Source organism: Legionella sp. PC1000, from assembly GCF_014109805.1.
In the GTDB taxonomy this organism is placed as follows: Bacteria; Pseudomonadota; Gammaproteobacteria; order Legionellales; family Legionellaceae; genus Legionella; species Legionella resiliens.
Genome location: NZ_CP059400.1, coordinates 2,090,006 through 2,109,995, shown reverse-complemented (window position 1 = coordinate 2,109,995; position 19,990 = coordinate 2,090,006). Strand labels below are relative to the sequence as shown.

Genomic DNA, 19,990 nt, shown 5'->3' with positions numbered 1-19,990 from the left:
CGCTGACACAAGATGAACAAAACTTGAGTGATTAAAAAGGCCGTAAGCTCCTGTTTAACATACGCTTTGCTCGTTCGAGCAAAGCGTATGCGTTCACTAACAACTTAACGGCCTGCATTAAGATTCATTCTACATCCTTTCATCTGCCTACCCTATCGTGCTCTTCCCCTCCCGGGTTCCAGCATTCCTTGATGGGCAGGGGATGTCTGAATTTGACCTTTAATATATACGCCAGCCGGTTTTAAGTTGCTGTCAACCCATGCACCACTAGCACACGTGTTGGTTTTCCAAATAGCCCCGGAACGGAAGTCATCTGAATAGTTCCAGTTAGCCCAGCTAATCTTTTTAACTGCCATCAGTTGCATATAACGATCTGACATAACGAAATCATTAGCTCCGTCTCCTGTATATGTTTGAGTACCGAATTCTGTAACGAAAATCGGTAATACCTGTGATGCACTATCTAAAGCATTCAGATAATTCTCGCGGTGTGACGCTGCATAAAAATGGAATGCATACATGATGTTAGAGAACTGCACTGGATTATTAACTATTTCCTGATAAGAGCTGCCATCCGACACACCAAGAGAACTCCATCCACGTGTACCGATAATGATGGGCGCTTTGGGATCAATTGCCCTAATTACAGGAATAATTTCATTGGCATAACTTTTAATGGTATTCCACCCTACTCCATTAGGTTCATTGGCAATTTCATAAAGAATATTATTTTTATTCTTATGGATGCTAGCAATATCTGTAAAGAATTTTTTAGCCGAGTTCAAATTATAATTAGGATCGCCGGGGTTTAATATATGCCAATCAACGATGACATAAACGCCACGTTCAGATGCTTCATCAATCAATTGACTGACATCATTGGTGAATTTAGTCGGGTTAGTCTCATATCCCCCTTCCTGAACATATAAAGAGAGCCGGATTACATTTGCTTTAAAATTATTGGTTAAGAAATCCAAGGAAGCAGGAGTGGCACATTGGGCAAACCATTGTAAACCATGAGTACTCATTCCTTTTAATTGAATGGCAGTGCCATGTTCATTACATAATTTGGTGCCACAAACAGTTAATTGTCCATTCAAGCCTACCGGTGTATTGGCATCGATCGGTACCATGGTAATTGTTTCTACGGCACTGGCTGTTGCAGTCAACGGCTGTGGAGAAAAGTTAATGGAATACCCACTAACCGCCTCAGCAGCAAATGTATAAATAACCCCATCGGTTAACTGCACGGTACTTGACCCATTGCCATTATTTAAATCAATCACCTTAGAAATAACATTGGAACCATCATTAGGTGTCATGACGACCGTCAAAGTATTTAAATGAGCTGGTGCACCACTAACGTTAATAGTAACCGTATCTTGAACCACCTGAACGCACTGATAAGTTAAATTCGTGCTTGGGGTTGTTGCAGAACTGGCGACGAGACTTGTTGGTGAAAAACTGGGAACACAGTTATAGCCATTATAATTGATTGATGGTGTGGAAAAAGTATAAGCTTCTCCCTCTTTTAAATGAGGAACTGTAGTTAATGTATTCCAGGTTAAGGGCTGCGTCACGGAGCTACCAGTTTGGCTCTGTGTAATCAAAGCGGTTGGATTACTCCCATAACCGGACAGTTCGCTAGGTAAAGCCTGTAAATTAATTGCTAATTTTCCAGTCGACTGCATCAAGGTGTAATTTACTGCAGCATTCACCGTTTGATTCGCGGTTAGAGTAAACGTACTTGGAACGGCACTACCCTGATAAATATCACCATTACTTCCAGAGACACTCTCTGGAGCAAGTGAATAATTACCAGCAGCCAATCCTGTAAGCGTTGTCGCCGTAGCCCAGGGTAATTGTATATTATTAATTATCTGCCCATTGAATGATAAATGAACCAAAGCATAATTTTGGGAAACATTCGCGGGTTTGGAAGAAGCATTATTAAGGATTAGAATACCTGATTCAATCACTGAGCCCGTGTAAACATTAACGCTACTCTCTATGTGGTTATCCGAACTGACACCGTATTTGATTTGAAATGAACTACCTACCGGTAATTTAGAATTGGCGCCAGGATAAGATGGAAAATGTAAAGTAAATGTCGCCAAAAAAGCGCCATCAGTTTGTAGCTGCGAGGCAATATTTAAAGCATTATCGGGATAAGATAACGGCGAAAAATCACCCCAAAATGATGTGGAAATCGACGTTTTGCTTTTAAATGTAATCGTCGAATTTTGGAAATCTACCGCCTGGCTGCAGTTATTGGTCAACTTCAAAGTGACTGTTTTCCAATGCTGATCGCCGATAGCACTAAATTGCGAAGTAATACATGCTGTTGGTTGTGCCATTGCCGCCATTTTAACTGGCTGGGCAATAACTCCCTGCGTTATTGTTATAAATGAGATCAAACCCAGCAGAGGGTATTTCATGTTGTTGTTTCCTTTCTTTACCATGATTAATTGGGAAAACTACAGCATTGAAAAAATCTGAGTTTGAAGATTTTTCCATTTCCCAAAATATACCAAAAAAGCTAGAATGTAAAATTTAATTAACTGATTATTAACAATAAAAAATAAAGAGGTCAGGTTAAGAACTGCACAGAACCCTATCCCTTTTTTCTCTAGGTTCCAAGTTTATGAATCGATATTGTTTTTTTGATGTCCCTATAATTTTAAAAGAACCTCGGCGCAACACTCTGAAGCAGTCTTCTTACTCAAACCCAGTTCTTCTTTACTCCGTGCTTCCTGCCGTTTTTCGGTAAAAAAAGCCGCCATATTGCGTGAAAAATACTTTTCTGGGAGATAAGCTTTTCCAAAGTGAGTGTAAGCAGGTTTTCCTTCCAATATGCCTTGATTTAATAAAGCGCCAGGTACAGCCTGGGCAACACGATCGGCTGCTGCAGACGCCTCATTACCACTGACATTCACCCGTATAAATACGTGTTTAAACTCCGCATTAGTAGCTGTTAACTCTGGCTTTTTAAGTTTTACAAATAAGTCATCAGTTAAAATAATTTTAAATTGATTCTTACATGCATCTTGATGTTCTTTATAAACTGCAAGTAGTTCAGTTAAATAAGCATCAAGATTTTCAATGCCGGGATGAAGGCCAAGACGAACATCAATATTGGGATGCTGGGGGAGTGCATCGAGTACACAATTTAAAAAAGTACTATCAACAGAAACAGGTTGGGTAGTACTGCTTACAAAAGCAAAAGATTTGTCTTCAGCAATTTGCAAGTTTTTTCTTGTTTTACCTGACCTATCTTGTTCTGCTTTTAAGATTTTTGCCAATTCTTCATCACTTGCAGCTGCTGGAGGTTTGACTGCAAAAGCATTATCAATACTCAGATGTCCAATAATGTGCAATTTACTTTTGTCTATAACTCCAAAATCAATTGCTGCTTGGCTTAATGGCAATACCCACCGGATGTTAGATCTGTTCTTTAAAGTAGATAAATGATCCCATAACTTATGATTATCAGGCTTAAACATAAATTCATAAGCCATAAGTACAGGAATATCTTCTAGTGCTGCAGCGATTTGGAACGGAATGTTACTGCTTACCGACGGGATGCCGCAATAGACTTGATCAATCTTTTCCTTTTGTAAATATTTCCTTAGGTTATCGAGCTGTTCTTTACTACAAGAACCCTCCGTTAAAGATTTGTTTTCATCGGCAAGTAGCTCTGGCAATGTTATCTTAGTCGTCTTTAATGTCGAATTAAAACTCGCTATACGATCTTGGGCTGTTTTAGTTAATGAAATTAGAAGAATCTCATGTTGACCATGAGCCTCTATCGCTTTAATCGAGCTTAATGCTAAATCCGTATCCCCAGCACTACTAATAAAAAAAGCCAGTTTCATGAAATACATCCAAATTAAGTATTTAAATGGACAATGATAGCAAAAATAAAAAGTCCGTCACCTTTTTCGGCATAACGCTCAATTACATGTTAAACGTTTCGCCAACGAATCGGCAATTCTATTTAGATCATATTTATAATCGACTGATAAAAATATTAAAGGAGGGATTTACTATCATTTGATTTCTTTGTTAAAAAACCAAGTGCTTTTGCTATTTTCTTATTCAAAAAACGTTTGGGCAATAACCTCGGTAGTATCCAGTCGGAGAAGAGATTAGGAACTAGAACATAACGTGTTTTGGGATGAGGATGAGATAAGATCAGATATACAAGTTCTCCTACTTTTTTTGCGGGTAAAGCAGATTGAGCAACCTTATAGTAAATATAACTTTTAAATTTAAGTAGAGACTTCATATAAACTGATTGACGCAGTTTCTCCTCACTCACTTGATCCTCATTCTTATGCCAAATCTCTGTATTAACCATTCCTGGGCCAACAAGCACTACATCAATGCCGTACATCATCAATTCAATGCGTAACGTATCTGAGAATGCTTCTAAGCCATGTTTTGAAATGGAATAGGGACCAAAAAATGGTTTACAGATTTTACCCGAAACAGAACCTATATTAATGATTTTCCCTGGGGAGCCTTTCAGATTCTTATCCGCGCCAAGCAAGGGTAAAAAAGCTTGGGTTACCTGAATTTGTCCAATAACATTTACCTCAAATTGACGACGAAATTCCTCAATCGGCACTTCCATTAATGGACCTACAACAGCAACCCCTGCATTATTAACCAATCCCCATAGTGTTTTTCCCTGTAATTTTTCACCTACTTCTTGTGCTGCACGTCTCACTGCAATTTCATCAGTTATATCAAAAATAAGAGGAGAAAAAAGTGGGCCGAGTTCATAAGTTACACGGAGTGCATCTTTTTGATTACGCACACTGCCGAAAACTTGAATGCCATGCACAATCAATTCCTTTGCAATGGCATATCCAATTCCTGATGAAACACCAGTAACCACTACAGATCGCATTCTAAGCTCCTTGCATACTCATCAAAATCAAATCCATTTCATCGTGTTGACAATTTCATCCCCATCCTACGTGGCGCGACTTGTGTTCGCGGCATCCAGCCTCTCTTACTCAACGGCAAATCTCTTCATATAGATCACCCATTCTGGATTAAGATCCCCAATCAAATTTAACTTCTACTGCCTGCAACAATTTTGGAAAAGTTTTTCACGCTGAGCAGCTTCTACATAGGTTTCATGAACTCCATATAATAAACCAATTTATGTAATACTTGGCTGTAAATCCTGGAATTATGTTAAATTAAATCTGAAGCTGAACCGGCATATAGTGTACCATTCTGCCAACTTGCCATAATATAGATGTAAAATGATTTCATCTCGCTTCCTTGTTTTGAGTAGCATATTGGACTCAATATGATGATATCACTTAAGTTGCGCTGATTACATAGGCAGCCAAATATAGGAACATGGCATAGATTAGAGTAATATCTTAGGTTTATTTTTAACTTTGACCATCTCATGGATGCCGCGAACAAGTCGCGGCACGTAGGCGGTGGGGATAAATAAAAATAACTGTACTATTCATGCTCAGGATGCACCACAAAAATACCTGGTGCATTTCTTAAATATTCGTTGTAGTCCATTCCATAACCAAATATATAATGATCTTCTACTTGTAAACCTACAAAATCAGCTTTCCGCAATCCGTTAGGAACACGTTTTCGATATTTATCAACCAAAACAGCGCTGTATACCTTTTCTGCTCCCAAAGTTTTCATAGCATCAATAATAGCTGCCAATGTAACACCTCCATCCAGGATATCATCGACAACAAGAACCGTTCTTCCTTTCAAATTAGCTGACGGCTTCACTTTCCAAACAATCTCTCCACCTGTGATATCACCTCGATAACGAGTTGCGTGGACATAGTCTACTTCCAATGGAAAGTCCAAGCGGGGTAGTAAATTACCTAGAAGGACTAAGCCCCCTACCATTACACAGACAAGTACTGGATTTTGATCTTGCAATTCCTTATGTATATTAATTGCCATTCGATCAAGAGCGGCTTCAACTTCATTAGTAGTAAACAAGCAAGTTGATTTTTCGTAAACTTCTTTGATTTTATCTGGAATAGTCATTGTAAATCCTCGGGACTAAGGAGTGGGTTATAGGGGAACATTCATTTAATCTTTTATTTTTCCTGTTCCAGGAAAAGGACTAACTTTACTTCCATAGCCCGGATTATCTTTTACTTTAGCTGTTCCTTGTTTTGTGACTTCATCAATACGGTATATTGAATGCATGGGAATAAATGTCCGCTTTACTCCATTAAACTCAAGCTTTAATCGCTCTTCAGAGGGATCTACAACCAATGCAGTTTGCTCACCAAACACCAGTTCTTCAACTTCGAGAAATCCAAAAATATCACTTTCTTTGACAGAACGTGCATAAATCTCATAAATTGCTTCTTGATTGGCAAAAGTGATTCTGAATATCGTTTTTTTATTCATAAAATTAAACCTGTTCTTATGGCGAAACAAAGTATACAAAAACAATGGGTATCTATTCAAATTAAATTGGTATGAATTGCTTTATAACTCGCATTTCATGTCATAAATGCTAATCTTTAAACTATTAGGGTTTGTTGGTATTCATACCCTGTTCAAATTTAGTTAATGAGGAAATGTATCATGTCACAAAATAAACAGGAACAAGCTCCTATCCAATTAGGTAAAATGATTTTTTTTCAAAATCTGGTTCCCGGTTTGCAAGAATCTCCATTAGTTAATCGCTTTAGGTCAGAATGTCTTGATAAAGAAAATGATGAATCGCTTAAAAAGCAACGTGAAGCCTTGCTCATGGAATTCCCACCTATTCTTTCTTTTGTGAGTAAAAAACAAAAAGAGCAATTTTATGAACAGGAAGCGATGAACTGTAAACAATTTTGTTGTGGCGGAATGACACCTATTAGTTCTTCATTTGTGAGCGATATTATTTTTACACCTAAAGACGACTATGTATTTTCTCCGGGGAATGGTCAGCTTTATGAAGGAAGCCAAAAAGCGATTGGTAACACCATAAAAGAAGATATGAATCAAGAACAATTCGGCAGCCCAAGCCAAAAAGCCTTAATGGATGGCTTAGCCGGCTTTGATAAAACCGTTACCGAACGAACCCGATCATCAGCTACTGTTGAAATAGAATCTCCCTCGTTAACAGAAGTTAAAAGCCCTAATCCATTTGATATGACATTCAAACCCAAGGATCAGTAAGAACAATCGTGGGGAAAACATCCTGATTTGATGTGCTCCTCTACTTCGGTACTCGAAAATCAGGCGAGATTGACTCAAACTAGTGAATTGAAGACAAACCCTAATATCTATTATTTTTTATTTTATCGGATGAATGCAGTTCATGGCTTTGAGAAGAAAAAATAACCGGTTGCAATGGCGCTTCATAATCTTTTATTGACTCATCGGGGTTAATGTTCAGGTTGGGTTCTATAATTTGATACTTTTGGGCAATGTAACAGTAAAAACCAGAAGGAAAAGGCCAAAGCATCTTGCCTATTTCATCCAGAAAAGTAAATTTTTTAATTAATGATGAATTATTTACTGGAGGTATATAGCAAAAACTGCTAAGAGAATGCTGTCTATAACCTCTTTGCAAAAAGATTCGATTTAAATTGAAGGGAGTACGCATTTTAACCTTTTGATCACTATAGCAATGCAACAGCCCGATTTTCATTGCTCCTCCCCAAAGACTCCAGGGATTAATGCTTAACAAAATAACAAAACCCATGGGATTAAGAACGCGATCGATCTCGTCAATCAAACTAAAACTGTTAGCAAAAGGTTCCAATGTGAGGGGGGCTACAATACAATCCACACTGTTGCGATCCAGTGGAAGTTGGTTTAAAGCACATTTAATGTGAATTTTATTGGCTAAAGAAAAAGGAGATGCAATCCATTTATGGACATAATTAAATTTTTTTAACCAAATATTATCACCGCAATTACCTAATTGCAGCAGTGTCTTGCCATGTAGATTCTTGCTTTCAAGTTCAAGATTAACTAAAAATTCATGCGCAGCAAAAAGCCCCAGGGGCGATTGAAACCATTTATTCAGGGCGCGATATTGTTTTAATTGCCGTTCAATCAACAAAATAATACCTTTAAAATAGTTAATCCTGAATTAAACTACAATACAACGAGTTTCACATACATACAATCCATTTTTTGAGTTTAAATAGCTTAGAATTTCTAAATAAAAGAATTTGAGATCATTGTATTACATAAACCCCTTCGGTCTAAAATGAAAAAATAACACGATAGAAATTCTGATGTGCATAAAACACGTGATTTTATGCATTAGATTAACTATAGTTACTATTATGCTCAAAAGCTGATTGGAACTTATGTTAGGAAGCAATGAATTCAAATTACATGGGATAGGACAGTTGTTTGTTCTTGAAAAGCTTTTGGATAAAACAGAGGCGCTTGAATTCTGCAAGAATGCTTCCGCGGAAAAAATATCCTTAGTTCAATACCTTGTCAAAAATAACATTTTATCAGCCACACAAATTGCATTTACAGCAGCACATAATTTCGGCGTTCCTATGCTTGATTTGGACTGTATTGATATCGATTCCATACCTATCAATTTGGTCAATGAAAAGCTAATTCGTCGCCACTCCATGGTTCCTTTATTTTATCGTGGAAATAATTTATATCTTGCAACAGAAGACCCAAGCAAACAAGCTTCTTTAAAAGAAATCCAATTCCATACCGGACTCAATACCCATGCAATTATAGTTGAAGCAGATAAACTTAGCACATTAATTGATCATTTACTTACAGTACAAGAAACTCAGGGCTTATCTGAATTTGTTGGGGATACTACTGAATTTGATGGAATTATTATTAATGAGGAAGAAGACCATGAAACAAGTATTGCTCCCTCAATAACAGAAGATGCTCCTATAGTTAAATTCGTTAATAAAATACTTCTTGATGCGATTAAACAAGGAGCTTCAGACATCCATTTTGAACCCTATGAAAAAGAATATCGTATACGGTATCGACAAGATGGTATTTTGCATGAAATCGCAACGCCTCCTGGAAGCTTATCCACACGCATTACCGCACGAATAAAAATCATGTCCAGTCTGGATATTTCAGAAAGACGAATTCCACAAGATGGTGGTTTTAAGATGAAAATATCCAAAACCCGATCCATTGATTTTCGTGTAAGCACCTGCCCTACTACTTCAGGTGAAAAAGTCGTGATGCGGATATTAGATCCAGGTTCAGCAAAATTGGGTATTGAAGCCTTAGGTTTCAGTTCACTTCAAAAAGAACAATTTGTCCATGCAATTGAACGTCCCCAAGGAATGATCCTGGTCACTGGACCAACAGGCAGTGGTAAAACCGTGACCTTATACACTGCATTGAATATCCTCAATACTAAAGAAGTAAATATTTCCACTGCTGAAGACCCTGTTGAAATTAAAGTACCAGGAATCAATCAGGTTAATATCAATCCCAAAGCGGGACTCACTTTTTCCAATGCATTACGGTCATTTTTACGGCAAGACCCTGACATCATAATGGTTGGGGAAATACGTGATTTGGAAACAGCTGAAATAGCAGTTAAAGCCGCACAAACAGGACATTTGGTACTCTCAACGTTACATACGAATAGCGCTGCTGATACATTAAACCGTTTGGTCAATATGGGACTCGCAACCTTTAATGTCGCAAGCTCAGTAACGCTTATTATCGCACAACGCTTAGCCCGAAAACTATGTGAACATTGTAAAGTCTTAAGAGATGATTTCAACAAACCGGGTTTGTTGGAATTAGGCTTTGCAGAAGCTGATTTAAAGGAAATTAAATTATATAAAGCTGGAGGATGCGCCAAGTGTACCAATGGATACCGTGGGAGAATAGGATTGTTTGAGGTATTGCCTATGACTAAAAAACTGGGTCAAATCATCATGTCGGGAGGAAATTCTTTGGATATATTAAGAATTGCCAAAGAAGAAGGAATGATTACTATTTATCAATCGGGGCTTGAGAAAGTGAAACAAGGCATTACCACTATAGAGGAAGTCAATCGGGTAACCGTTGATTAACCACGAAAAAATGAAAAAAAATGCCAATACTACTTTAACCTTTCATTACACAGGCGTTAATAAAGCGGCTCAAAAAATAAATGGGGATATTGAAGCCAGAAGTCTTGCTTTAGCTAAAGTTGAGTTGCGCAGACAAGGAATTACCGTTAATAAAATTGCTAAAAAACGTGCACCTCTTGTCAGTTTAAAGAGCAAAAAAGTGAAGTCTGGAGATATTACGGTATTTAGTCGTCAATTAGCGACAATGATTGAATCTGGGATACCTTTAGTGCAATCCTTTGATATCGTTGCGAAAGGACAATCGAATAAACGGTTTAAAGAATTAATTGAACATATTAAAAGTGATGTTGAAACAGGATTAACACTTTCTGAGGCACTGAAGAAATATCCTGCACATTTTAATGATTTATTCTGCAATTTAGTGGAAGCTGGTGAAAAATCAGGCTCTCTTGATATTATGTTGGATAAGATCGCTACGTATAAAGAAAAAATAGAAACAATAAAAAAGAAAATTAAAAAAGCTTTAACCTATCCTATGGCGGTAATGGTTGTTGCTTTCATCGTTACAATTGGCTTACTTATGTTCGTTGTCCCACAATTTGAGTCTTTATTTAAGGGCTTTGGCGCGGAGTTGCCTGCTATGACTCAAGCAGTTGTGAGTATGTCAAAATTTGTCCAATCCTATTGGTATTTAATTTTTGGAGCCTTGGCTGGTGGTATATATGCGTTTATTTATGCATTAAAACACTCGCCTCAATTTGCGCAAAGTGTTGATAAAACGTTGTTAAAACTACCTGTAATAGGTCCTATTATTGAGAAAGCTGCGATCGCTCGTTTTGCAAGGACGCTATCAATTACTTTTGCTGCTGGCTTGCCTCTAGTTGAGGCACTTAAATCTGTAGCAGGCGCTACAGGAAACATTATTTTTGCTAAAGCCACTGACACAATTAGGGAAGAGGTATCTACAGGTCAACAAATGAATAAGGCGATGGAGAATACCCAATTATTTCCAAATATGGTGGTCCAGATGGTTTCAATTGGTGAGGAATCAGGTTCATTAGAGAAAATGTTAAGTAAGGTTGCTGATTTTTATGAAGAAGATGTTGATAACGCAGTCGACTCACTCAGCAGTTTATTAGAACCTGTTATTATGAGTATTTTAGGTATCTTGGTAGGCGGACTTGTCGTTGCAATGTATCTGCCTATCTTTAAACTGGGAACGGCAATATAAATACTTACATTTTTCAGCAGGATCATTGAATGATAAACGACCTCATCACGAATCATATTTGGTTTATGTACACTGCAATCGCTCTATTTTCGCTTGCGGTGGGCAGTTTACTTAATGTTATTATTTACCGCCTGCCTATTATGTTGGAAGGAGAATGGAAGCAGCAATACAATGATTTGATTGGAATCAAGGAAGACACGCAACAACCAATTAATTTATTTTTTCCAAGATCATTTTGCCCATCGTGTAACACAACAGTTAAGGCTTGGCAAAATATTCCAATTTTAAGTTATTTGTTTTTACGTGGACGCTGCTACCAATGCAAAGCCCCTATTTCTATTCGCTATCCTTTAATTGAATTAATCACAATGCTCCTGTCATTATATGCGAGTTGGCATTTTGGTTTCACGGTACAATTGATTTTTGCGTTGATTGCGATTTGGATTTTAATTTGCTTAATTTTCATTGACTTAGATCATCAAATTTTACCTGACTGCCTCACTTTAAGTTTATTATGGATAGGCCTTATTGCAAATACCGAAAATCTGTTCACTCCTTTGCCTCAAGCGGTACTAAGTGCTGCAGGAGCTTATATGGGATTATGGATGTTTATTAAAATATTTTATTTATTCACGGGTAAAATTGGTATGGGCAATGGCGATTTTAAATTGTTTGCTGCATTTGGAGCTTGGTTTGGTTGGATATTTTTACCATTAATTCTCCTTCTTTCTTCAATTAGTGGTACAATTATTGGCCTATTGTATTTACGTTTACACGATAAATCCAAAGATACCACGATTCCTTTCGGCCCTTTTTTATGCATAAGCGGACTCATTTCTTTATTTTGGGGCCATTATATAGTGAATTGGTACTTGCGTTTTTGGATATAAATTGAACAACGGGACTCATAAATGCCCTATCAAGTTATTTTATTTGACCTCGATGATACGCTAATCGATTTTGCTTATTCCCAACGGATGGGTTTAAAAAATATTTATAAAAAATTTTACTCCACAATTGAATACGCTATTTTTGAGCAGATTTATAAGGAAATTAACAATCATCTATGGAGCCACGTTGGGGCTAAAGAAAACACACTCAGGCCTAGCGAAGTGAGATTGCTACGATTTGTGCAATTAAATCAAAAACTTTCGTGCACTGCATCTGCGGAAGAGGTAGCAAATGAGTACGATATCAACCTTTGTATCCATGCTCATTGGATACCTAATGTGAAAACCGCCATTGAGTTTTTACATCAAAAAGGACATATTTTAGGTATTATTACTAATGGTTTTGTCGAAGTTCAGGGAAAAAAACAGCATCGGCTGCAGTTAAATGATTGGTTTGATTGTTATATTGTTTCTGATGAGGTCGGTGTAGCAAAACCCAATGTAGAAATTTTTAATATTGCCGTTCAGGAAATTTCGAACAGGCGCAAACAATCTATTGAGAAGCATTCGATGTTAATGGTAGGCGACTCCATTATTAATGACGGTTATGGAGCAAGAGATTTTGGCATCGATTACTGCTTTGTTAATACCCAAGCATTAAATGGTGTATCCTCAGAGACTCCTATTAAATACAGCATTAGCTCTGTTGCCCATTTACCTGCTTGCATAGGCTATAAAACTGAATACATCCATTTTTTAAAATCATACAAACGTGAAGAGGTGACTTAATCACATAATAGTAAAAAGATGGAGTTAAAAAATGGAACAATTGAACATAGAGCAAATTAGAAATGAAACTCCTGGATGCGAGCATGTTTTGCATTTTAATAATGCAGGAGCCGCATTACCTCCCCTACCCGTTCTCCAAGCAATGAAAAATCATCTTGATTTAGAAGCTGCAATTGGAGGGTATGAAGCAGCGCAATACGCTTTAGATAAAACACAGAAATTTTATGAAACTGCCGCACATTTGATTCATTGCCTGCCAGAAGAAATCGCTTTTCTTGAAAATGCAACTCGGGCATGGGATATGGCTTTTTACAGTTTTAAATTTAATCCAGGAGATAAAATACTTACGTGCATTTCCGAATATGCAAGCAATTATTTAGCCTTTTTACATCGGGCAAAGCATACAGGGGTTACCATTGAAATAATTCAAAATGACCCGTCTGGCCAACTGGATCTGGAAGATCTCAAAAGAAAAATAGATCATCATGTCAAATTAATTGCCATAACCCACATACCAACGCAAGGAGGTTTAATTAATCCTGCCGTAGAGGTAGGTAAAATAGCCAATGCCCACCACATTCCTTATCTTCTTGATACTACGCAATCTTTAGGACAACTACCCGTTAATGTACAGGAAATAGGCTGTGATTTTCTATGTGCAACCGGTCGAAAATTTTTGCGTGGTCCTAGAGGGACTGGCTTTTTATATGCAAAAAAAGAAATTTTAGAACGCTGCGATCCTCCCTTTATTGATTTACACTCTGCGCGGTGGGTGGCGGATAATGACTATATAATAAGACCTGATGCATTACGATTTGAAACATGGGAACAAAATATTGCAGCAAAAATTGGGCTTGGAACTGCTATTGAATATGCTTTAGAACTTGGCTTACCTTTAATTTGGCAACGCATCAACTATTTGGCAACTCAACTACGCCAAAACTTGTGTACCATTAATTCAATAAAATTACATGACTTGGGTACGCATCAATGCGGTATCGTCACGTTTACCTCTTTGGCAAAAGAACCACATGAAATTCAAAAACACTTAGCCAGCAAACACATTAATATTTCAGTATCGTTGCAAGAATATGCCCGACTTGATCTGGCGAAAAGAAATTTACCTGCTTTGGTGCGTGCCTCAGTACACTATTACAATACTGAAACTGAAATTGATATTTTTTGCTTAGAGCTTCGCAAGTTCTTGAGCTCATAGCAAAAATACTTAGCTCTCACGCTTAATACTTTAAAATATTGGTAAATATTAATTTCAGCATTTACAATCTAAATATAATTGAAACAAAATAAAGAATGTTTTTATTTAGCTCACATTAAGCTAAAGGATTGATATGGAAATTAGTTTAATCGTATTTGCTGCGCCTATATTTTTGATTTTAATAGGTATTGAATGGACCTTTGCCTATTATAAAAAATCAAATGTATATCAATTCAATGATTCTATTAATAATTTCACTACGGGTATATTTGAGGAAATTGCCGCTCTGCCGGTAAGAGGGCTAATAATATTCGGGTATTATTATTTATACGAGCACTTCGCTTTTTTTTCTATTAACCCTCATTCGATTAGTTCCTGGCTTATGCTGTGGCTTAGTGCTGATTTTTGTTATTACTGGTATCATCGGGCAAGTCACCGGTGTAATTTTTTTTGGATAGGACATTCTGTTCATCACCAAAGTGAATGTTTTAATCTATCGGTCGCATTAAGACAGGGGTATTGGCAAACGCTAACGTCTTGGATTTTTTATCTGCCCCTGGCCTTAATTGGTTTTCCAACTTGGATGTTTGTCATAGTTTCCTCGTTAAATACTATTTATCAATTTTGGATCCATACCGAATCGATTAACCGAATGGGATGGTTTGAAAAAATATTTAACACACCTTCTCATCATAGAGTACATCACGGTAAAAACCCACAATATATAGATAAAAACTACGCAGGAAGTTTAATTATTTGGGATAAACTTTTTGGAACCTTCGAACCAGAAAATGCTCCTGTAGAATACGGAGTAACCGAGCCCTTAGACTCATGGAATCCCTTTTATGCCAATATTAAAGTGATTAAAGATGTAGTGTATTATGGAAAAAATCTAAAAAAACTGGATGTAATTAAAGCGTTTTTTATGCCTCCAGAATGGATAATTCATCATCTGCAAAACCAAAATCAACACCTCCCAAAAAGAATTGTTAATGCCAAAAACAGAACATCTCCTAAGCTCTATATGCTATTAAACATAGCACTTGCAATCAGTTTATATGCTTATCTCTCATTTACATTCACATCAAGCGCTTTAAGTTCTTGGTTTATTGGAGTATTTATTCTATTTACTCTTTATATACTTGGCTCAATCGCCAATGGCAAACAGAAAATCTTAATTCCTGAGTTGATACGCTCAATTTTAGCCTTATCTATTCTTATCCTGTTAGGAAGTAATTTGTTTTTTTCTTTGGGTTTGACGCTATTATTTTTACTGGTTAATCTTTACTTGTTTCATTATAAATTTCTCAAGAATCAACCGCATATTTCCTCTATATCAGCTTAAATAAAGACTAATTCGCTTGAATCAACCCGGGTTCGGGTTTTATATACTATACTAAAAACAGATAATAAATTATTTAACTTTTCGTTTTCCCTGCGGTCAATTCGTAGTTCGACGTAGTGATTATGAAGTACTTTTCTGCTTGGTAAAGTACTTTATTTACGAAGAAAAACTAATACAACTATTATTTTGGGAGACCTTTATGAGAGTTGGCGAATACTGTAACCGGAATGTAGTTGTTATCAACGGCAATGAATCAGTAAAAAATGCTGCAGAACTCATGCGCTCCTATCATGTTGGTGACTTGATTTTACTTGAAGAACAAAAGAACAAAAAAGTACCCATAGGCATCGTTACTGATCGTGATTTGGTTATTGAAGTCATGGCAGCAGGAGTGAAGCCTGACTCATTGTTAGTCCGAGATATTCTCACAGAACCTTTTACCTATGTCTATGAAAATGACAGTCTTTTTGATGCGCTTGAAATGATGCATTCAAAAAAAATCCGCCGCTTACCAGTTGTTGATAATGATAAAACCCTCATAGGTATAATTACTCTGGATGATTTTATTGAAATTCTGGCTGAAACAATGGTCAACGTAGTTGATGTGGTTAAGCTTCAACAAAAAAAAGAAGCAAGACAAAGAACATAGCTTTAAAAACGATATTGATGTATACGATATAAGGAGCACACAATGAAGAATTCAGTACATTTTCCTATACAAATAGTATTTAATAATCTAAGGCACTCTCAAGCTATTGAGGATAATGCACGCAAACATGCCGAAAAATTAGGGAAGTATTTTGATGGAATTATAAATTGTAATGTAAGTATTGAAACACATAAGCATCATAATAAAGGGAAAATTTATCATGTACGTATTGATCTTATGGTTCCCAATGCAGAGTTGGTAGTCAATCGAGATCTTGCAGAAAATCATGCTCATGAAGACGTATATGTTGCAATAAGAGATAAATTTCTTGCTATGACACGTCAACTTAAAAAATACGTTCATAAACAACGGGGTGAAGTAAAACATCACGAACAACCTCCTGAGGGATTTATTCGCGAAATCGCCCCTATTGCTGACTATGGTTTTATTGAAACAATTGATGGTCGAAGACTTCGTTTTACCAGTAAAAGTGTCATCGACTATGATTTTAATAAATTGGAGGTTGGAAAAAGAGTTTCTTTTGTTGAAGCAAAAAGTAATGATGGCCCGGCCGCAAGTACTGTGTATGTAGAATAAATAACGTTTGATGAAAAAGACTCATTGTCTTTTTCATCAGCATCGTATCTGATAGATCTTTAATTCATCCTATCTAAATTTTAAAATCCTCCCTGTAGGGATATACTGGTTACATCGAATAAGAAATAAAGCGAAAATTTAATATGTCATTCATCCAATTATCAAGGCATGGAACAACTCCTTTTGAACGTCTTTTGGGGCACGCTCCTGAGATACTGAATCAATGGGAGAAATTGGAGGCCGCTTTTTGTCAAAGTAAGACATTCGAAGCTGATTTTTTAGAGCAAGTGAGACGGGTCCTAGCCTTTAATAATCAATGTCATTATTGTATGGCAAAGGCGGGACCACCTGATCAAAACCCAAAAGGTGAGCGCCTCATTGAAGCATTAAGGTTTGCAAATCTATTTTCAATAGCTCATGAGTCTGTCGATAAAAACGAGATAACACGATTAAAAAATTTTTTTTCTGAAGCTGAAATTGCGGAATTAATCGCTTTTTGCAGTTTCATTTCTGCCGCCCAAAAATTGGGCGCAGCCTTAGGTCTTCAGGCCATGACCTATTATGGAGAACTCTGATAATAAACAATTAAAAAACATATAATTAGTTAGTTTATGGCATGTATTATAGCAGAAAAGTAGGCTGGTTGTTCAGATCTTGGATACCAAGCTAATGAAATAGGATTAAGGTACGATTTACCCTCATTAATAACAAGTAGCTCCCCTGACTTAATATAGGAAGCAGCAAACTCTTTGGAAAGAACACCATAACCCAATTCATTAATAAATAATTGCGCAATACTTTCTGTATTATTGATAAAATGTCGCTCTGTTTGAATGTATTTTAATAATTTATATTTTTTCAAATAAGAAAAAGTCATTTGGTCGTCTTGTCCGAAATCAATTATTTTTTCATTCGAGATTATATCAATTAACTTACGATGCTCCCATTGCACCGAGCAGACCAATAAATAGTGTTCTGGTTGTAACGGTTTGCTTACCATTTCCTGGGTCACTTGTTCTGGGGATAAAATAACTAGATCAAAGGCTCCAGACTTGAGCTGATGACTTATATCCATATGGTCATCAATTAGAAATGTCATATGTAACTTAGGAAATTCTTTCATTATTTCCTTACATTGAGGAATAATGCGTGAGCGCATTACACTTGCTGGACCTGCAATTTTGATCCGCAAATTCGATAAAGTTCCAGCTCCCTGAATACTTGTTAATACAGCACTGCTCATTTCTGTTACACGTTGACAATAACGATGCAACTGCTCTCCCTCTGCAGTTAATAGCATACCGCGTCGACTACGAATAAATAATGTGGTCTTTAGCTTTTGCTCTAACTGACGTAACCGCTGAGTGACTGCTGTTTGGGTTAGAAAAAGCGATTCTGCAGCAGCATGCACTGTACCTTCACGAACAATTGCTTCAAAAGCTACTAATTGCGGATCAAGTAATATCAAAATTATTTATCAATTTATTAAAATAATGAATTATACATATCAAAAATCTCAAATTACAATAACGGCTTAAACTAGTGGAGATTTAAAATGCCTCAATTGAGCTATGCTACGTGTTATGATTATGAAAAGGCTAAAGCTGTAATTTTTGGTGTCAATACCCAAAGCGCTGGGACCGCCCCTACCTTTTCCGGTACATCAACTCAAGACGAATTTTCAGCAGATTTTATTCGTAGAGTGGATAATCGCTTGTACTCCTTTCCAGAAAATTTCAAACCAGGAGATGAACTGTTGGATGCAGGAAATCTGGAAGTAGCAAACCATAACTTAGCAAATGAAATAGAAATTGTATCAACCCATTTTTATAAATTAATAAAAAACAACAAAAAACCCATTTGTCTGGGTGGCGATCATGTAATTAAATATGCTGCACTCAAAGCCTTAGATCAAGCAATACCTGGTGAGTATGGGGTAATCTATCTTGATGCGCATCCTGATTGTGAAGCGCAAGACATACTCTCATACAGCTCTATATTACATCATGGTTTCCTACTGCCCTCATTAATTCCTCGTCAAATTATGTTATTGGGTATCCGGCAATTTACTGAAAGTGAGGTGTCTGGGTTATCCCGTTATCATCCCGACATAGGTATTATCATGGGGAGCGAATTTTGCAATACCAATATGGAAATAATGGCTCAAAAAATTATCACTCAATTTTATGGACTTAAATACCTCTATTTTTCTATTGATCTTGATGGGTTAAATCCTGCATGTGCACCCGCAGTAGAAAGTCCTTATCCTGGAGGTCCTGATGTTAATCAGATCATTTGCTTACTGCATCTCCTCCAGCACCATTTTACTTTTATTGGAATGGATATAAGTGAACTGATTCCATCGCTGGATCGCACTCATAGCACGGCATTATCAGCAGCACGAATCTTAAAGGAATTTTATAGTGTTATTTAGAACATACCACCATCGATTCCAAGCACTTTTCCAGTAATGTAAGATGCCTTATCTGAAGCCAAAAAGACAATGCTTTGAGCCACTTCTTCAGGATGACCTGCCCGTTTTAAAGGCACCATTTCAAGAAAAGCGGCTTTATTTTCCTCAGTGCCTGTAAAACGCTCGAACATATCTGTACTAATTGGACCAGGAGCTACTGCGTTGACTCGAACATTGCCTGCAGCTGCTTCGAGCGCAGCAACTTTTGTAAATCCTTCAACCGCATGTTTCGAGGCACAATAAATTGATGCCCCAGGCACCCCCTTTTGACCGGCGATGGATGAGAGATTAATGATACATCCAGAGCCTTGCGACATCATCGCTTTGAGCTCATACTTAATGCATAAAAAAACGCCAAATACATTTGTATCAAAAATGGAATGATAATTTTCTATGGTCTGCTCTATAAATGGCCCAGTTATTCCTTCTGTTCCAGCATTATTAACAGCTACATCCAAATGACCAAAACGTTTTACTGTGTCATCTATAAGCGCTTTCACTTCATCATCGTAACGTACATCAGTCCGAATAAATACCACATCTACGCCAAGCGTGCGCAGTTCCTTTGCTAAAGACTCCCCAACTTCTTGTTTACGTCCAGAAATTACAATATTTGCACCTTCATGGGCAAAAGCAAAAGCAACTGCTTTACCAATTCCAGTAAGAGCCCCTGTAATAAGAACAGTTTTTTTTTCCATTATTAATTCCCTTTATTGGTCAGCATTATAATTTTATTCAGTATAGTACAAAC

The 19,990-nt window shown here is 37.0% G+C and carries 19 protein-coding genes; 11 read left to right on the top strand and 8 right to left on the bottom strand.

All coding sequences use genetic code 11. The features are described from left to right. Positions 1 to 152: 152 nt before the first annotated feature. The 5 genes from FOLKNPGA_RS18805 to FOLKNPGA_RS09245 form a co-directional block, all read right to left on the bottom strand. Positions 153 to 2,438, bottom strand: coding sequence for a glycoside hydrolase family 5 protein (locus tag FOLKNPGA_RS18805; protein WP_220471035.1), 2,286 nt, complete (start codon positions 2,436 to 2,438; stop codon positions 153 to 155). A gap of 234 nt (positions 2,439 to 2,672) precedes the next feature. Then, positions 2,673 to 3,875 (bottom strand): hypothetical protein, encoded by a 1,203-nt coding sequence (locus tag FOLKNPGA_RS09260; RefSeq protein WP_182349648.1) that lies wholly within the window; start codon positions 3,873 to 3,875, stop codon positions 2,673 to 2,675. A 155-nt stretch (positions 3,876 to 4,030) separates the two neighbouring features. Then, positions 4,031 to 4,915, bottom strand: a complete 885-nt coding sequence (locus FOLKNPGA_RS09255) for an SDR family oxidoreductase (RefSeq protein WP_182349647.1) — start codon at positions 4,913 to 4,915, stop codon at positions 4,031 to 4,033. A gap of 575 nt (positions 4,916 to 5,490) precedes the next feature. Continuing rightward, the gene (locus FOLKNPGA_RS09250; RefSeq protein ID WP_182349646.1) at positions 5,491 to 6,051 is read right to left on the bottom strand and encodes a hypoxanthine-guanine phosphoribosyltransferase; all 561 of its coding nucleotides are present in this window, start codon (positions 6,049 to 6,051) and stop codon (positions 5,491 to 5,493) included. Between the two features lie 45 nt (positions 6,052 to 6,096). After that, positions 6,097 to 6,423: a DUF1820 family protein gene (locus tag FOLKNPGA_RS09245; protein WP_182349645.1), complete on the bottom strand. Its 327-nt coding sequence runs from the start codon at positions 6,421 to 6,423 to the stop codon at positions 6,097 to 6,099. Positions 6,424 to 6,603: 180 nt separating this feature from the next. Here FOLKNPGA_RS09245 and FOLKNPGA_RS09240 point away from each other — a divergent pair, with 180 nt between their 5' ends. Further along, complete coding sequence (locus FOLKNPGA_RS09240; protein ID WP_182349644.1) at positions 6,604 to 7,185, top strand: hypothetical protein; 582 nt, start codon at positions 6,604 to 6,606, stop codon at positions 7,183 to 7,185. A gap of 100 nt (positions 7,186 to 7,285) precedes the next feature. Here the strand turns inward: FOLKNPGA_RS09240 and FOLKNPGA_RS09235 are convergent, their stop codons facing one another. Continuing rightward, a complete protein-coding gene (locus tag FOLKNPGA_RS09235) occupies positions 7,286 to 8,077 on the bottom strand; it encodes a methyltransferase domain-containing protein (RefSeq protein ID WP_182349643.1) in 792 nt (263 codons plus the stop codon). Positions 8,078 to 8,330: 253 nt separating this feature from the next. Here FOLKNPGA_RS09235 and pilB point away from each other — a divergent pair, with 253 nt between their 5' ends. The 9 genes from pilB to FOLKNPGA_RS09190 all read left to right on the top strand — a co-directional run bounded on the left by pilB (position 8,331) and on the right by FOLKNPGA_RS09190 (position 17,341). Next, on the top strand, positions 8,331 to 10,049 hold the full coding sequence (pilB, locus tag FOLKNPGA_RS09230) for a type IV-A pilus assembly ATPase PilB (protein ID WP_182349642.1): 1,719 nt from the start codon (positions 8,331 to 8,333) through the stop codon (positions 10,047 to 10,049). 10 nt (positions 10,050 to 10,059) lie between these two features. Next, complete coding sequence (locus FOLKNPGA_RS09225) at positions 10,060 to 11,280, top strand: type II secretion system F family protein (protein WP_182349641.1); 1,221 nt, start codon at positions 10,060 to 10,062, stop codon at positions 11,278 to 11,280. A gap of 29 nt (positions 11,281 to 11,309) precedes the next feature. Then, on the top strand, positions 11,310 to 12,170 hold the full coding sequence (locus tag FOLKNPGA_RS09220; protein ID WP_182349640.1) for an A24 family peptidase: 861 nt from the start codon (positions 11,310 to 11,312) through the stop codon (positions 12,168 to 12,170). Between the two features lie 21 nt (positions 12,171 to 12,191). After that, positions 12,192 to 12,959, top strand: a complete 768-nt coding sequence (locus FOLKNPGA_RS09215; protein ID WP_182349639.1) for an HAD family hydrolase — start codon at positions 12,192 to 12,194, stop codon at positions 12,957 to 12,959. Between the two features lie 31 nt (positions 12,960 to 12,990). Then, the gene (locus FOLKNPGA_RS09210) at positions 12,991 to 14,175 is read left to right on the top strand and encodes an aminotransferase class V-fold PLP-dependent enzyme (protein WP_182349638.1); all 1,185 of its coding nucleotides are present in this window, start codon (positions 12,991 to 12,993) and stop codon (positions 14,173 to 14,175) included. A 133-nt stretch (positions 14,176 to 14,308) separates the two neighbouring features. Continuing rightward, positions 14,309 to 15,520, top strand: a complete 1,212-nt coding sequence (locus tag FOLKNPGA_RS09205) for a sterol desaturase family protein (protein WP_182349637.1) — start codon at positions 14,309 to 14,311, stop codon at positions 15,518 to 15,520. A gap of 199 nt (positions 15,521 to 15,719) precedes the next feature. Continuing rightward, a complete protein-coding gene (locus FOLKNPGA_RS09200) occupies positions 15,720 to 16,169 on the top strand; it encodes a CBS domain-containing protein (protein WP_182349636.1) in 450 nt (149 codons plus the stop codon). Between the two features lie 42 nt (positions 16,170 to 16,211). Continuing rightward, on the top strand, positions 16,212 to 16,766 hold the full coding sequence (locus FOLKNPGA_RS09195) for an HPF/RaiA family ribosome-associated protein (RefSeq protein ID WP_182349635.1): 555 nt from the start codon (positions 16,212 to 16,214) through the stop codon (positions 16,764 to 16,766). A gap of 143 nt (positions 16,767 to 16,909) precedes the next feature. Continuing rightward, positions 16,910 to 17,341, top strand: a complete 432-nt coding sequence (locus FOLKNPGA_RS09190; protein WP_182349634.1) for a carboxymuconolactone decarboxylase family protein — start codon at positions 16,910 to 16,912, stop codon at positions 17,339 to 17,341. A 29-nt stretch (positions 17,342 to 17,370) separates the two neighbouring features. Here the strand turns inward: FOLKNPGA_RS09190 and FOLKNPGA_RS09185 are convergent, their stop codons facing one another. Continuing rightward, complete coding sequence (locus FOLKNPGA_RS09185; RefSeq protein WP_182349633.1) at positions 17,371 to 18,234, bottom strand: LysR family transcriptional regulator; 864 nt, start codon at positions 18,232 to 18,234, stop codon at positions 17,371 to 17,373. 87 nt (positions 18,235 to 18,321) lie between these two features. On the opposite strand from FOLKNPGA_RS09185, the gene FOLKNPGA_RS09180 reads away from it, so the two are divergent. After that, positions 18,322 to 19,200 carry an arginase family protein gene (locus FOLKNPGA_RS09180; RefSeq protein ID WP_182349632.1) on the top strand — a complete coding sequence of 293 codons (879 nt, stop codon included), beginning with the start codon at positions 18,322 to 18,324 and terminating at the stop codon, positions 19,198 to 19,200. Here FOLKNPGA_RS09180 and FOLKNPGA_RS09175 read toward each other — a convergent pair. Next, positions 19,197 to 19,937, bottom strand: a complete 741-nt coding sequence (locus tag FOLKNPGA_RS09175) for an SDR family NAD(P)-dependent oxidoreductase (RefSeq protein WP_182349631.1) — start codon at positions 19,935 to 19,937, stop codon at positions 19,197 to 19,199. The genes FOLKNPGA_RS09180 and FOLKNPGA_RS09175 overlap by 4 nt on opposite strands. Positions 19,938 to 19,990: the final 53 nt, after the last annotated feature.